This window comes from Streptomyces sp. NBC_00285 (assembly GCF_036174265.1).
Lineage (GTDB): Bacteria > Actinomycetota > Actinomycetes > Streptomycetales > Streptomycetaceae > Streptomyces.
The window spans coordinates 8,272,752-8,285,976 of sequence record NZ_CP108055.1 but is presented as its reverse complement, the minus strand read 5'-3'; the positions used below and the strand labels follow the sequence as shown (position 1 = coordinate 8,285,976).

At 70.3% G+C, this 13,225-nt stretch carries 12 protein-coding genes and 1 pseudogene; 6 read left to right on the top strand and 7 right to left on the bottom strand.

Translation table 11 applies throughout. The features are described 5' to 3' along the window. The first annotated feature begins 6 nt into the window (after positions 1–6). Genes OHT57_RS38025 through OHT57_RS38015 form a run of 3 tightly spaced genes read left to right on the top strand, consistent with a single transcriptional unit; the run spans position 7 to position 2,421 of the window. Positions 7–816 (top strand): ABC transporter ATP-binding protein, encoded by an 810-nt coding sequence (locus tag OHT57_RS38025; RefSeq protein ID WP_328751319.1) that lies wholly within the window; start codon positions 7–9, stop codon positions 814–816. Further along, entirely contained in the window at positions 803–1,681 is an 879-nt protein-coding gene (locus OHT57_RS38020) for an ABC transporter permease (RefSeq protein ID WP_328751318.1), read from the top strand. Before OHT57_RS38025 ends, OHT57_RS38020 begins: the two co-directional genes overlap by 14 nt. A 5-nt stretch (positions 1,682–1,686) precedes the next feature. Then, a complete protein-coding gene (locus OHT57_RS38015) occupies positions 1,687–2,421 on the top strand; it encodes a sirohydrochlorin chelatase (protein ID WP_328751316.1) in 735 nt (244 codons plus the stop codon). A 12-nt stretch (positions 2,422–2,433) separates the two neighbouring features. Here the strand turns inward: OHT57_RS38015 and OHT57_RS38010 are convergent, their stop codons facing one another. Next, positions 2,434–3,447: a ketopantoate reductase family protein gene (locus OHT57_RS38010; protein ID WP_328751315.1), complete on the bottom strand. Its 1,014-nt coding sequence runs from the start codon at positions 3,445–3,447 to the stop codon at positions 2,434–2,436. A gap of 61 nt (positions 3,448–3,508) precedes the next feature. Here OHT57_RS38010 and OHT57_RS38005 point away from each other — a divergent pair, with 61 nt between their 5' ends. Further along, complete coding sequence (locus OHT57_RS38005; protein ID WP_328751314.1) at positions 3,509–4,399, top strand: transglutaminase-like domain-containing protein; 891 nt, start codon at positions 3,509–3,511, stop codon at positions 4,397–4,399. Here OHT57_RS38005 and OHT57_RS38000 read toward each other — a convergent pair. Beyond that, positions 4,344–4,718: a nuclear transport factor 2 family protein gene (locus OHT57_RS38000; RefSeq protein ID WP_328751313.1), complete on the bottom strand. Its 375-nt coding sequence runs from the start codon at positions 4,716–4,718 to the stop codon at positions 4,344–4,346. The genes OHT57_RS38005 and OHT57_RS38000 overlap by 56 nt on opposite strands. After that, the gene (locus OHT57_RS37995; protein ID WP_328751312.1) at positions 4,711–5,259 is read right to left on the bottom strand and encodes a DUF1697 domain-containing protein; all 549 of its coding nucleotides are present in this window, start codon (positions 5,257–5,259) and stop codon (positions 4,711–4,713) included. The genes OHT57_RS38000 and OHT57_RS37995 overlap by 8 nt, the downstream gene beginning before the upstream one ends. 234 nt (positions 5,260–5,493) lie before the next feature. Here OHT57_RS37995 and OHT57_RS37990 point away from each other — a divergent pair, with 234 nt between their 5' ends. Next, entirely contained in the window at positions 5,494–7,758 is a 2,265-nt protein-coding gene (locus OHT57_RS37990) for an MMPL family transporter (protein WP_328751311.1), read from the top strand. A 52-nt stretch (positions 7,759–7,810) separates the two neighbouring features. On the opposite strand, the pseudogene mgt reads toward OHT57_RS37990, so the two are convergent. From mgt to OHT57_RS37970, 4 genes and pseudogenes are all read right to left on the bottom strand, one after another. Further along, positions 7,811–9,041: pseudogene (gene mgt / locus OHT57_RS37985) on the bottom strand (macrolide-inactivating glycosyltransferase). Positions 9,042–9,125: 84 nt separating this feature from the next. Continuing rightward, entirely contained in the window at positions 9,126–10,397 is a 1,272-nt protein-coding gene (locus OHT57_RS37980; protein ID WP_328751310.1) for an ABC transporter substrate-binding protein, read from the bottom strand. Next, entirely contained in the window at positions 10,397–11,230 is an 834-nt protein-coding gene (locus OHT57_RS37975; RefSeq protein WP_328751309.1) for a carbohydrate ABC transporter permease, read from the bottom strand. Before OHT57_RS37975 ends, OHT57_RS37980 begins: the two co-directional genes overlap by 1 nt. Next, positions 11,227–12,159 carry a carbohydrate ABC transporter permease gene (locus tag OHT57_RS37970; protein ID WP_328751308.1) on the bottom strand — a complete coding sequence of 311 codons (933 nt, stop codon included), beginning with the start codon at positions 12,157–12,159 and terminating at the stop codon, positions 11,227–11,229. The genes OHT57_RS37975 and OHT57_RS37970 overlap by 4 nt, the downstream gene beginning before the upstream one ends. A gap of 211 nt (positions 12,160–12,370) precedes the next feature. Between OHT57_RS37970 and OHT57_RS37965 the strand changes: the two genes are divergently transcribed. Then, the gene (locus OHT57_RS37965) at positions 12,371–13,225 is read left to right on the top strand and encodes a phosphotransferase enzyme family protein (RefSeq protein ID WP_328751307.1); all 855 of its coding nucleotides are present in this window, start codon (positions 12,371–12,373) and stop codon (positions 13,223–13,225) included.

Here is a 13,225-nt window from a genome sequence, read left to right as displayed (position 1 = left end):
TCCCCGATGAGTTCCCAGGAGGTGACGACCATGGCTACGACCACAACGCTCGCCAAGGCCGACGAGTCCGTCGAGTACGCCGCCCGCATCGAGCACGTCTCCAAGTCCTTCGCGGGACCGGGTGGGCAGCAGCTCGTCCTGGACGACATCAGCATCGATGTCGCGCCGGGCGAGTTCGTCACCCTCCTGGGAGCTTCGGGCTGCGGCAAGTCCACGCTGCTGAACCTGGTGGCGGGGCTCGACGGACCGACCGCCGGCTCCATCACGACCGAGGGCCGCCCCGCCCTGATGTTCCAGGAGCACGCCCTCTTCCCGTGGCTGACCGCCGGCAAGAACATCGAACTCGCCCTGAAACTCAGGGGAGTTCTCAAGCCCGATCGGCGCGCGAAGGCCGAGGAACTGCTCGAACTGGTGAGGCTGAAGGGCGCGTACGGCAAGCGCGTCCACGAGCTGTCGGGCGGTATGCGGCAGCGGGTGGCACTGGCCCGCGCGCTGGCCCAGGAGAGCAACCTGCTGCTGATGGACGAGCCGTTCGCGGCGCTCGACGCCATCACGCGGGACGTGCTGCACGACGAGATCACCCGGATCTGGGAGGAGACCGGGCTCTCCGTCCTGTTCGTCACCCACAATGTGCGCGAGGCGGTCCGGCTCGCGCAGCGCGTGATCCTGCTGTCCTCCCGCCCCGGTCGGATCGCGCGCGAGTGGACGGTCGACATCCCGCAGCCGCGCCGCATCGAGGACGCACCCGTGGCCGAACTGGCCCGTGAGATCACCGAAGAACTGCGTGGGGAGATCCGCCGTCATGGCCAGCACTGACACGACACCGGTCCAGGACGCCGGGAGCGTGGAGGCAGGCCTCGACGCACTGGAGACCCACGCCACCGGTCGCCCCACCCTCCGCCAGACCCTCGTCAACAAGGTTCTGCCCCCGGTCATCGCGCTCGCGGTGGTCCTCGTGGTCTGGGCGCTGCTGTACCCGGTCGTCGACGACCCGTCCAAGCTGCCTTCGCCGGCCGCCGTGGGCGCGACGTTCAAGGACGCCTGGCTCCAGGGCGACCTGCTCGGCTACATCTGGACGAGCGTCTCGCGCGGCCTGCTCGGCTTCTTCTTCGCGCTGCTCATCGGCACTCCCCTGGGTCTGATCGTGGCCCGGGTGAAGTTCATCCGGGCAGCCATCGGACCGATCCTGTCCGGCCTGCAGTCTCTGCCGTCGGTGGCGTGGGTGCCGCCGGCCGTGATCTGGCTGGGTCTGAACAACTCCATGATGTACGCGGTGATCCTGCTCGGCGCGGTTCCGTCCATCGCCAACGGCCTGGTGTCCGGTGTCGACCAGATCCCCCCGTTGTTCCTGCGGGCCGGCCGCACGATGGGGGCTACGGGCATCCAGGGCATCTGGCACGTCACCCTGCCCGCCTCGTTGCCCGGTTATGTCGCGGGTCTCAAGCAGGGTTGGGCGTTCTCCTGGCGCTCGCTGATGGCCGCGGAGATCATCGCCCAGTTCCCCGACCTGGGCGTGGGTCTCGGTCAACTGCTGGAGAACGGCCGCACCAACAGCGACATGGCCATGGTCTTCGAGGCCATCCTTCTCATCCTGTTCGTCGGTATCGCGATCGACCTGCTGATCTTCAGCCCGCTGGAGCGGTGGGTGCTGCGCAGCCGCGGGCTGCTGGTGAAGAGCTGAGTCCCATGAAGCCCGTTCTCCTGGTCATCGCCCACGGCAGCCGCGACCCGCGGCATGCCGCGACGGTGCAGGCCCTCGTACGCCGGGTGCGCTCGCTGCGCCCCGGTGTGCGGGTGGAGACGGGCTTCCTGGACTTCAACATCCCTTCGGTTCAGGGCGTGTTGGAGTCGCTGGCGGCGGAGGGCGTGCGTGATGTCGTCGCGCTTCCGCTGCTGTTGACGCGTGCGTTCCACGCCAAGGCCGACATCCCCGCGGTGCTGCGGGACGCGCCGCCACAGCTGCGGATCCGGCAGGCGGAGGTGCTCGGCCCGTCCCCGCTGCTGCTCTCCGCGCTCGAACGGCGTTTGTACGAGGCGGGGTTGACGCCCGCCGACAAGGCCTCGACCGGGGTCGTGCTGGCCTCGGCGGGGTCCACCGACCCGGAGGCGATCGCAGTGATCGCTGACATCGCGCGGGAGTGGCGGCACACCGGTTGGTGCGCCGTGCGGCCTGCGTTCGCCTCCGCGGCTCTGCCCCGCACCGAGGACGCGGTGCGGGAACTGCGGGACCTGGGCTGTGCGAGGGTCGCGGTCGCGCCGTACGTCCTGGCGCCCGGCTTCCTGCCCGACCGCATCGCACGGGGCGCGGCCGAGGCGGATGTCCTGGCCGAGGTGCTGGGGGCGGCTCCTGAGGTGGCGCGTGTGGTGCTGCGCCGGTACGACTCCGCGTCGGCGCGGGTGCTGTTGTCGGTGAGCGCGTAGGGCCCTGAGGCCTCAGCCCGCGCCGCAGGCCACGTCGGCCAGCCGTGCGAGTTCCGCCCAGGGCATCGACCCGGCCGCCCTGCGCTCTCGGGCGAAGGTGTTGGCCAGGTGCTGGAGCAGTTCGTTCAGGGGCGTCGGGACACCGTGCAGGCGGCCCAGCAGCACGATCTCGCCGTTGAGGTAGTCGGCCTCGATGGTGCCAGTGTTGCGGGTGAGGGACTGCCAGGAGGAGCCGCCACCGCGCGGGGTGCCGTCCAGCGGCACGAGGTCGACCTTGTGGCCGCGTACGGCCCGCTGTTCGTCGGCGCTCGCGTAGGCGATCCCGGCGGCGTCGAGGACGGCCGCGCCCTCGGCCCGTACCCGGTCGACGAACGTCAGCGCCTCCTCGCCCTCGACCGGGCCGGTGACAGCTTCGACGGCGTTGGCGAGGTTGGACAGCAGCTTGGCGTACTGCCAGCGCGAGAGGTCCGGCACGACCGGCGCCTCGAACGGCGCCTTCTCCAGGTCGGCGGCGATCCGCCGGGCGGTCTCGTCCGTGCCGTGCGGGTGGACGCCCAGGTGGAGGATGCCGGTGAGCGGACTGCCCGCGGCGGATACGGCCCCGGGTTCCACGAAGGTCGCCGGCAGCCAGACGCAGACGCCGTACACGTGCCGGAAGCGGCGCAGGGCGATCCGCTGTCCCTCCACGCCGTTCTGCGCGCACAGCAGCGGCAGTCGCCCGGCCGCCGTGCCGCCGCCCTCGACCGGTGCCGGTCCCCAGGTGTCCAGGGCGCTCTCCGTGTCCTGGGTCTTCACGGCGAGGACGAGCACGTCGTCGGCGCGCAGTACGCCGAGCCCGGCCGGTCCGTCCACGACCGGCAGCCGGTACGTGAACGCGCCGTCCGGCACCCGCAGTCGCAGTCCGCCGTCCCGCAGCGCCGCGTGGTGAGCGCCGCGCGCGACCAGCACGACCTCGTGTCCGGCCCCCGCGAGCCGCCCGCCGACGGCCCCGCCGACCGCTCCTGCCCCGATGATGACGTAGCGCATGGGACGAGCTTCGCACAGCGGTGTTGACCTTGTCCCTGGGGCAGGGTCGAGGGTCCTCGGCATGGACAGCCACCTGAAGCACACTCCGTACAGCGACCCTGGGGACCCGGACATCAGCGGGTTGCCGCGTGATCCCGGTGAACTCGCCCGTCTCGTACGGGGGTTGATCATCCACCGCGGGGAGGGCGAGCGTCTGCGGCACGAGATCCCGCGGCAACGGCTGCACCACGACGCCGAGTCGCGGTACGTCAGCGAACTCCTGCGGATCCTGCGCGAGCGCTCGGACCGGCCGCTCACCGAACCCCGGGCGTACGGCGAGCGGTTCGTCGGGACGTGCCGGGATTTCGCCCTGCTGCATGTCTCGCTGCTGCGGGCGACGGGCACCCCGGCACGGGTGCGCGGAGGCTTCGCCACATACTTCCTCGACGGCTTCCACGAGGATCACTGGGTCACCGAGTACCGGCTGCCGGACGGGAGTTGGCGGCTGGCCGACCCGCAGGTGCTGCACCCGGGGTACGACCTGGACTTCGATCCGCTGGATGTGCCGCGTAACCGGTTCCTGGTGGCGGGGGACGCCTGGCGGGCCTGCCGCGAGGGACGTGCCGATCCTGCGACGTTCGGCGTCAGTTGGCTCGACCGGATCAGGGGCCTTTGGTACGTCCGGTTCGCCGTCCTGCACGACCTGGCCGCCCTGAACGGCGTCGAGGTCCTGCCGTGGGACGGCTGGGGTCCCGAGATCCTCGACGACGCCTCCCTCACCGGGGAGGATCTGGCGCTGGCCGACGCCGTCGCCCGGGCGGACGACGAGGCGGACCTGCGGCGGCTGTACGCGCACCCTCGCCTGACCGTGCCGGACGCGGTGACCTCGTACACCACCTATGGCGGCGTACGGCAGGTCATTCTGCGAAGGGCGTCGCCTGGTGGAAGTAGAGCAGCCACCCGGTCCGCGTGAGCCGCCACAGCGAACTGCGGTGTGCGCGGCTGCCGTTGTGCTCGGTGTCGAAGGTGAGATGGACCAGACCGGGAGCGAGCTCGACCCCCCTCATGCCGGACGCCCGGATCGGTGCGGCTCCCGCCTCCGCGGCCTCCGCGAGGGCGACGATGACCGACGACCGGTCCCAGCGCCTGCCCGACGCACCGAACTCATGGAACTCCGGGTGCAGCAGCGCGCCCACCAGCTCGGGCGAGGCCCGCACTTCAGGGTCGAGCAGCCTCAACTCCCCTTCCACGGCGGCCGCGACGGACTCGACGGCCGAGCCATGGTCAGCCACCGGTCATCTCCACCAGCTTGACGACGGTGTTCCAGTTGCGGCTCGTGGCGATCAGGCCCTTGGTCAGCCGCGGCTTGGCCAGGTGTTCGGCGAGCTTGGAGCGGCCGAGGCCGTTCGGGGCGTACAGGTACAGGGCGCGGTCGCCGAGGCTGAACTCCTCGGGCAGATAGGCGGCTTGGTCGATCTCCGCGAAGCGGTCCGCGTCGACGGGTGCCGAGAAGTAGGTGACGTGGAGCTGTTTGCCCTCCAGCTCGGCGGCCGGAAACGGGCAGTCCTCGGCGATCGCCTTCAGATAGGCGTGGTCGCGGACGATCACGTCGACCGCGAAGCCGAACCGCTCCTCGATCGCCTCCGCGAGCTCGGCGGTCAGAGACTCCTCGTCGCCGTGGTCGCTGGTGAACACCGCCTGGCCGCTCTGGAGGTAGCTGCGTACACCGCCGTGTCCGAGGCCTTCCATCAGCGCCCGCAGGTCGGCCATGGGGACCTTCCTGTTGCCACCGACGTTGATTCCGCGCAGCAGCGCCGCATAGGTCGTCGTCATCCGCACACCCTAGGTCGGCTCCGGCGCGGACCCCGACCGCCTCCCCGCAGAAGGTCCGTTAGATGTAAGGGTCATGGTCCTCCCCAGTGTGGAGGGCACGCGGTCCCTTGGGAGTAGCCCGCGGCCCCCACACCTCACCGGACAGCACGACGAGACGCGTTTATCCGCGCCATACCTTCGTAACGAAAGGTGACGGCAGGGGGCTGTCACCGCTCACGAGGGGGCAAGCCCATCATGGCGAACGGAGATACACGGGTGCGGGGCCTGGCCGCCCGGGCCGGCGGCTGGAGCGCGCGGCACCGATGGGCTGCCGTCGGCATCTGGGTGCTGTTCGTCGTCCTGGCGATGGGAATCGGCTCGGCGGCGGGCCGGGTCGACGTCAAGGACAGCGACCAGCTGAAGGGGGAGACCCACACCGCCGCGAAGATCATCGAGGACGCCGGGATCGACGAGCCCGCCAGTGAGACGGTGCTGATCCAGTCCAAGGACGCGGGCGGCAAGGCGACCGACGCCGACTTCAGGGCCGCCGTCACCGCGGTCGTGAAGGCGGTCGAGGGCACCGGAAAGGTCACCGACGTGACCTCGCCGTACGACACGGGCACGATCTCCAAGGACGGCCGCAGCGCGCTCGTGCAGTTCGACATGCGCGGCGAGGCGGACACCGCGGGCGACCGGGTGGATCCGGTACTGAAGGCCGTCGAAGGGGTGCAGAAGGAGCACGAGTCGCTGCGGATCGAGGAGATCGGCGGCGCCAGCATGATGAAGACGTTCGCCGACGCGTTCGGGGACGACTTCGAGAAGGCCGAGCTCTCCGCGGTGCCGGTGGCCCTCGGCATCCTGCTCATCGCCTTCGGTGCCGCGGTCGCGGCCCTGCTGCCGGTGCTGCTCGCCGTCACCGCGATCATGGCGACGATGGGTCTGATGGGCATCGTCAGCCATGTCATGCCGATGAGCGACACCGCCAACTCCGTGATGCTGCTGGTCGGTCTGGCCGTCGGGGTCGACTACTGCTTGTTCTATCTGCGCCGCGAGCGTGAGGAGCGGCAGGCCGGGCGGGATCCGCAGACCGCTCTGCGGATCGCCGCCGCCACCAGTGGCCGCGCGATCATCGTCTCGGGTGTCACGGTGTGCGTGGCGATGGCGGGCATGCTGTTCACCGGGCTCGCCGAGTTCGAGGCGATGGGCCTGGCCTCGCTGATGGTCGTGGCGGTCGCGATGATCGGCTCCATCACCGTGCTGCCCGCGCTGCTCTCGCTGCTGGGCGAGCGGGTCGAGAAGGGCAAGATCCCCTATCTGCACCCCGAGAGCCGGCTGCGCCGCAAGCGGCGTGGCAACCAGGAGAGCCGGTTCTGGACCGCCGTGCTCAAGGGCGTCCTCGCGAAGCCCGTGCTCTCGGTCGTGGTCGCGGCCGGTGCGCTGCTCGCCATCGCGGCGCCCGCCCTCGGCATGAAGACCCAGAACCTCACCCTGGACCAGCAGTTCGGCGACTCGCTGCCCATCGTGGGGACCTACAACCGGGTCAACGACGCCTTCCCCGGCGGCTCCGCGCCGGCCGAGGTGGTCGTGAAGGCCGCCGACATCAACTCCCCCGAAGTCACCGGCGCGCTGGCCGACTTCAAGGCGAAGGCGATCTCCTCGGGCGCCTCGCGCGGCCCGGTCGAGATCAAGCTGCACGACGCGCAGAACCTCGCGTTCGTGTACGTCCCGCTGGTGGGCGGCTCCGACCTCGACAAGGCGGGCGCGAGCCTGGACAAGCTGCGCGACGAGGTGCGGCCGGCCACGCTCGGCAAGGTCGACGGCGTCGAGGCGCCGATCACCGGAGAGGTGGCCGGTTCCAAGGACTTCAACGACCAGTTGGCCGGAGCGGTCGTGCCGGTCTTCGCGTTCGTCGTGGTCTTCGCGTTCGGGCTGATGCTGCTGTCGTTCCGCTCGCTGACGATCGCGATCACCTCGATCGTGCTCAACCTGCTGTCGGTGGGCGCCGCTTACGGCATCCTCGTCGCCGTCTTCCAGCACGGCTGGGGCGCGTCCCTGGTGGGCGCGGAGGGCGTCGGCGCCATCATCACCTGGCTGCCGCTGTTCCTCTTCGTGATCCTGTTCGGCCTGTCGATGGACTACCACGTGTTCGTCGTCTCGCGGATCCGTGAGGCACATCTGCGGGGCCGCAGCACGAAGGACGCGATCCAGCACGGCGTGGTCACCACGGCCGGTGTCGTCACCAGCGCCGCCGTCATCATGGTCGCCGTGTTCGCGATCTTCGGGACGCTGTCCATGCAGTCCATGAAGCAGATGGGCGTGGGTCTCGCGGCCGCGGTGCTCATCGACGCGACGATCATCCGGGGTGTACTGCTCCCGGCGGTGATGGCACTGCTCGGCGAGCGCAACTGGTACCTGCCCAAGTGGCTGAACCGGCTGCCGGACCTCACCCACGACGAGGCCGCGGACGCCGTGGCGTTGCCCGTGGCGCGGGACGACGAGGGTGAGCGCGTGAAGGTCTGAACCCCCTTGTACTGAGGGCCCGTTGGCCACCGGGGAGCCAACGGGCCCTCACTCATGCGGGCAGCGCCGCCTCGATGAGGTCGGCCGCCCTGCGGGTGCCGCCCTCCTGGGCCATCACCGCCTGGACCTCCTTGAGTTTCCGGGCGACGTCGGGGTCGTCGACGAGTTCGAGGGCGGCTGCCCTCAGTGCTTCGGCGGTCGCCTCCTCGGTGTCGATCCGGCGGGCCACTCCGAGGGACCGGAGCATGTCCGCGTTCCCGAACTGGTCCACGGCCTGCGGTACGGCGATCATCGGTGTGGCGGTCGCCAGTCCCTCCTGGCTGCCGCCCGCGCCGGCGTGCGTGACGAACAGGTCGGCCTGCCTGAGGATGGCCAACTGCGGTACCCAGGACCGCACTTCGACGTTGTCCGGTACGGCACCCAGTTCGGCAGGGTCGATGTGCTTGCCGATCTGGAGCACGAGATGCCAGCCCGGCAGGTCACCGAACGCCTTGACGCACTCCCGGTAGAAACCCGGCTGCCTGGTGAAGGAGGAGCCGAGGGAGACGAGGGCCACCTTCTCCGCGGTGACCGGCCGCTGCCAGTCCCCCTGCGCACCACGGTCGCCCTGGCAGGCGCCGACGAAGGTGTACACGCTCTCGTCGACCCGGTCGGCGTTCGGCTGGAGCACCTTCGGGATCAGGACGAGGGAGCGGTCGGGGCGGCCGGCGAAGGGATCCGGGTGCAGGGCGACGCCGTTCTCCGCCAGCCAGCCCTGGAAGCGCGCGTAGTAGGCCTGTCCCCGTTCGGTCCGCTTCGGCTCGGCCCACATCGGTTCGGCGACCTCCTCCTCGTAACCCTCCCAGGCGACGAGGTTCGGCGAGAGGGAGATCGCCGGTACGCCCCAGCGGTGGGCAAGGACGCGGGCGGGGTAGGCGGTGATGTCGTGCAGGACGAGATCCGGCTCGTCACCGTCGTACGCCTCGGCCAATTGCGGGAGCGCCTGGATCGCGTCGGCGAGGAAGAGCTCGACGTGGTCGAGCAGTTCGGTGCCCCAGGCCGCCGGGTCGTCGTCGGGCCCGGGAAGCGTCGAGTTCCAGAGCTTCACCTCGGCCCCGGTCCCGGCGACCGTCCCGGCGAACAGCGGCGGGATGGCGTACGTGACCCGGTGCCCCCGCGCCACGAGCTCGCGGATCACTTCCAGGCTGGGGTTCACATGGCCGTGGGCGGCGACGGAGAACATGGCGATGTGCGAGCGAGTGGTCATGGCGAGGAGGCTATGCGAGACGAGACGTCTCGTACAACCTGAATGCGTCGGAGGCACTCCGGGGCGCGGGGAACGGGCGGGACCTTGCGACAGGGGTGGGTCCCGCCCGGGCGACGGGTTCTCAGCGCTGATAGCGGGCGAGCACCAGGTTCCCGTCCTCTTCAAGTCGTTTGCGCAGGTCGGCGAGACCGATGGCGCCGCTGTAGTACTCCTGGAAGGCGGGAGTGGCGACCTTGTCCTTCCACTCGGGGTAACCGCGCACGGACTGCGCCGGCGCCGACCGGAGGTGGGAGGCGAGGGCGGTGCCGGTCGCCCAGCCGTCCTTCGCGGTGTGCAGGGCGGGATCGCCGAGCGCCTTCGTGCCGGTGGGCAGCATCCAGTCCCCGAGGGCCAGCTGGACCATGTTCTTCGGCTGGAGCAGGAAGTCGACGAACGCGGCGGCCTCCTTCTTGTGCGGGCTGTCCTCGGCGACGGACAGGGTCTGCGGGCTGACGCCCTGAGTGAGTCCGTCGGCACCCGCCGGGGCGGGCAGCACCTGCCACCTGAAGCCTTTGGGGGCCTGCTGCGCGATCTGCTGGCGGTAGGAGAAGCCCAGCGGGACCATCGCGTACCTGCCGCCGAAGAAACCGGGCAGGGTGTCGGAACCGCCGCTGCCGAGCGTGGTGGGTGAGGCGCTGTGGTCGGTGTTCGCCTGATCGTGGATCGTGCGCGGCACGGTCTCGTCGGCCTTCCCGAACCGGATGGCGACCTTGCCGTCGGCGCCCCGGTGGAAGAGCTGTCCCCCCGCCGACAGGGACAGGTTGAGGGTCGCGGAGACGGGTTCCTTCAGCGGCCAGGCCACGCCGTACTTGCCGCCGCCGCTGAGCCGGTCGGTGATCCGCTGGAACTCGGCCCAGCTCCAGGGGTGTTCGGGGGTGGGAATCCGTACGCGGGACTTCTTCAGCCAGTCGGCGTTGGCGATCAGGACGCGGGGCTCCTGGAGGAAGGGCACACCGTAGACGCCGCCGTCGAAGGTGGTCGTGTCCCAACTCCGCTGCGGGATGTCCGACATGAGCCGCTCGGGCAGCAGGTCCCTGAGATCCGCGAGGTAGCCACCGTAGGCGAAGTCCGCGAGGTCGTCGGAGGCGTCGTGGATGATGTCCGGCGCCTCGCCGCCCTCGAAGGAGGTGAGCAGCTGGTCGTGGACACTGTCCCAACTCCCCTGGACGTACTCGACCTTGATGTCGGGGTGGTCGGCGTTCCACTCCTTCACCAGTTCCCTGTTGGCCGCGACGGACTCCTCCTGCCAGGCCAGGGACTGGAAGCGGAGGGTGACGGGGCCGTCCCCGGACGTCGTGCCGCTGGTGCAGCCCGCGAGGAGCAGCATCAGGACGACGATCCACCGTGCACGCATCAGCTCTTCACCGCCCCGGTCAACATGCCGCCCGTGATACGTCGTTGGATGATCGCGAAGATGATCAGTGAGGGCAGGGTGGCGAGGAACGCGGCCGCCGCGAGCGGGCCGAGGTCGGCGACACCCTCCGCACCGATGAAGTGGGTGAGGACGACCGGCAGGGTCTGTTTCTCCGGCGTCTTCAGCAGGACCAGCGCGAAGAAGAACTCGTTCCACGCGGTGATGAACGCGAACAGTCCCGTCGCCACGAGCCCCGGCGCGAGCAGCGGTGCCGTCACCGACACCAGGGTCCGCAGACGCCCGGCCCCGTCGACGGCCGCCGCCTCCTCCAGCTCCGTCGGCACGGCACGCACGTATCCGACGAGCATCCACAGCGCGAACGGCAGCGCCCACACGACGTACACCATCACCAGGCCCGTCAGGGAGTTGATCAGCCGCAGGTTCTTCAGCACCAGGAACAGCGGGATGATCACCAGGACGATCGGGAAGGCCTGGCTGACCACCACCCAGCCGGTGGCGGCCTTCGCGAGCCGGGTGCGGTGGCGGGCCATGACGTAGGCGAGGGGGGTGGCGATCAGTACGGCGATCACGGCGGCGGCGAGCGCGGCGAGCAGGGAGTTGCCTGCGGCGCGCAGCAGGGGCTGCTCGTCGAAGGCCTGGCGGAAGTTGTCGAGGGTGGGGTCCCGGGGGATCCAGGTGGGGTGCAGACTGCCCAGCTCGCGCGGGGACTTGAAGGCGGTGGAGAGCAGCCAGAGGAAGGGGAAGGCAAGGAAGACGAGGTACGCGAGCAGCGCGGCGTACTGGCCGACGCGACCGGTGGTGCTGGTCCTCATGCGTCGTCACCTCCCTTGAGGCGGCCGACGAGGAAGAGGGCGAGGAGGACGGAGACGACGGCGACCATCACACAGCCCATCGCGGCCGCATAGCCGAACTGGCCGTAGCGGAAGGCCTCTTCGTAGGCGAAGAGCATGGGCAGACGGGTGCGGCCTCCCGGTCCGCCGCTGGTCAGCACGTAGACCAGGGCGAACGAGTTGAAGTTCCAGATGAAGTTGAGCGCGGTGATCGTGAGGGCCACCGGTCTGAGCGCGGGCCAGGTGACCGTGCGGAAGCGGCGCCAGGCGCCCGCACCGTCCATCGCGGCCGCCTCGTGGAGTTCACGCGGGGTGTTCTGGAGACCGGCGAGCAGGGTGACCGTGGTCTGGGGCATCCCCGCCCAGACGCCGACGACGATCACGGCGGGCAGGGCGGTGGACAGGCCGCTGAGCCAGTCGCGGCCGTCACCGAGGCCGAGGCCGCGGAGGGTCTCGTTGAGGACACCGGCATCCGGGTTGTAGACGAGCCGCCACATCACACCGACGACGACCTCGGGCATGGCCCACGGGATGATCGCGAGGGCACGGGCGAGCCAGCGCAGCTTGAGGTCCTGGTCCAGGAGCAGTGCGAGGCCGAGCGCCAGCAGGAACTGCGGGACGGTCACACCGACCGCCCACACCAGGCCGATCCGGAACGACTCCCAGAACAGCGTGTCGTGCAGCAGGTCCTGGAAGTTCAGTCCCCCGATCCACCGCGTGGCCTGCGTGCGGCCCGACTGGGCGTCGGTGAAGGACAGCAGGATCCCGTACAGCAGGGGCCCCACGCTCAGCACCAGGATCGGGATCAGCGCGGGCAGCACCAGGAACCAGGCCCCGCGCTCGGAGGGCCGCTTCCCCTCTGCGCGCGGTGGGCCCTGCGCCGGCCGCTTCGTCGCGGTCACCAAGGTCAAGTAACGGGCTCCTTCGCACGGCTCGTGACGGTCCGGCCCCGGCCTGGGCCCCCGTCATGGTCGTGAAGGGCGTATGCACCGTCAAGGCAGCGCGCACACCGGTCCACCTGTGGAAATGCGAGACTGGCCGGGAGGATGGCGCGAACTCGACGCCGTTTCGCGGTGGCGATGCACAGGCATGCGCGGCATGTCGGGACCGGGAGGCCGGACGATGGACGAGGCACGGGCACGGGACGTACTGGCCGCGGCCGAGGTGCTGCCGGGGTCGGCGCGGCTGCTCGCCCTGGGAGAGAACGCCGTGTTCGCCGCCGGTGACCTGGTCGTCAAGGTGGGGCGCGACGCCGAACTCCTCGACCGAGCCCGTCGCGAACTCGACATCGCGGGGTGGCTGGCCGAGGCGGGGGTGCCGGCGGTCCGGGCGGCCGAACCGAAGGCCCGGCTGGTCGAGGGGCATCCGGTGACGGTGTGGCACCGGCTCCCCGATCAGGTACGGCCCGCCGGTCCGGCGGATTTGGCCGAACTGCTGCGGGTGGTGCACGCGCTGCCGTCCCCCTCCTTCGACCTGCCTCCCCGTGAGCTGCTGGGCGGGGTCGAACGGTGGCTGCGGCTCGCGGGCGAGGCGATCGACTCCGCTGACGCGGCGTACCTCCGCGAGCGTCGGGACGGGTTCGCGGCGGCCGCGGCCGCGGTTTCACCTCGTCTGGTGCCGGGGCCGATTCACGGTGACGCCCTTCCCCGCAATGTCCACGTGGGACCGGACGGGCCTGTCCTTGTCGACCTGGAGACCTTCTCCGCCGACCTGCGTGAGCACGATCTGGTGGTGATGGCCCTGTCCCGTGACCGTTACGGTCTGCCGCCCGAGGCCTATGACTCGTTCACCGCCGCTTACGGGTGGGATGTACGGGAGTGGGAGGGCTGCTCGGTGCTTCGGGGGGCTCGGGAGACGGCGAGCTGTGCGTGGGTCGCTCAGCATGCGCCGTCGAATCCCGAGGCGCTGGCCGAGTTCGAGCGGCGGGTGGCGTCTTTGCGGGACGGCGACGAGATGGTGCGGTGGTATCCGTTCTGA